This window comes from Variovorax sp. P4_D9 (assembly GCF_056401695.1).
In genome coordinates this window covers 1-770 of record NZ_JBFUIU010001651.1, presented here as the reverse complement: position 1 = coordinate 770, position 770 = coordinate 1, and the positions used below count along the sequence as shown (strand labels likewise).

1 protein-coding gene is annotated in these 770 nt (G+C 60.0%); it reads right to left on the bottom strand.

What is annotated here, in order from left to right; all coding sequences use genetic code 11:
• The coding region (locus AC1DY5_RS57540; RefSeq protein ID WP_478123024.1) for an alkaline phosphatase family protein at positions 1-770 on the bottom strand (770 nt) is incomplete at both ends.

Sequence of the window (770 nt, the reverse complement as noted above, 5' to 3'; positions counted from 1 at the left end):
GGTGCGGAGCAACCGAACTCGCTCGACTATGGCGGCGTGTTCCCCCACTGGAGCGAACTTGAGATGGCGGACAACTGCACTATGGAGGACCGCAGTCAGATTTCCATGCGGATCGTCGAAGATGAGTGCGGCGGGATTGTGGGCGATCGCCTTGTCGACCGGAGTGGTCGCCCCTGCTGCCACCAGTCCCGTGGAAGCAGCATCAGGCAAGGTTGAGGGCGTCTCTGATCGGAACACGCCGCCGACAAGCTGGTCGACACCTCCGTTGATGCCATCGCGCGCTCCAAGTGACGGGAGCTGGAAAACTCGACTGAGGGTTGCGGGAATCGCTGTGTGGTCGAATACTCTGTGTTCGATCAGATTTCCTCGAATGAGCGGGGACACGATCACCGCCGGGACGCGCGGTCCGAGTTGGTCGAAAGTGAATCCATGTGCGCGTCCAAGATTTCCGGTTGGTATCGCGGGGCCGGGTTTTACGTGATCGTAGAAACCGCCATGCTCGTCCCAAGTAATGATCAGGAGACTCGTTGCCCATAGCGGGGACTTCCGAATCGCTTCATAGGCTGCCTTGATAAACCGCTCGCCTGCGGCGACGCCGCCGCCAAAGCTCGGGTGCTGCGACAACGGCTCCGAGAATGGCACGATGCCATAGGACGGCTCTATGTGGAAGTAGCCCACTTCGAGCGCAGACGGATCCTGCAGGTCGTCGGCAAAATCCTCGAACTCTCGTTGCTCGTCGACGCCGTCGAATTCGCCGACCACTGGAAAGT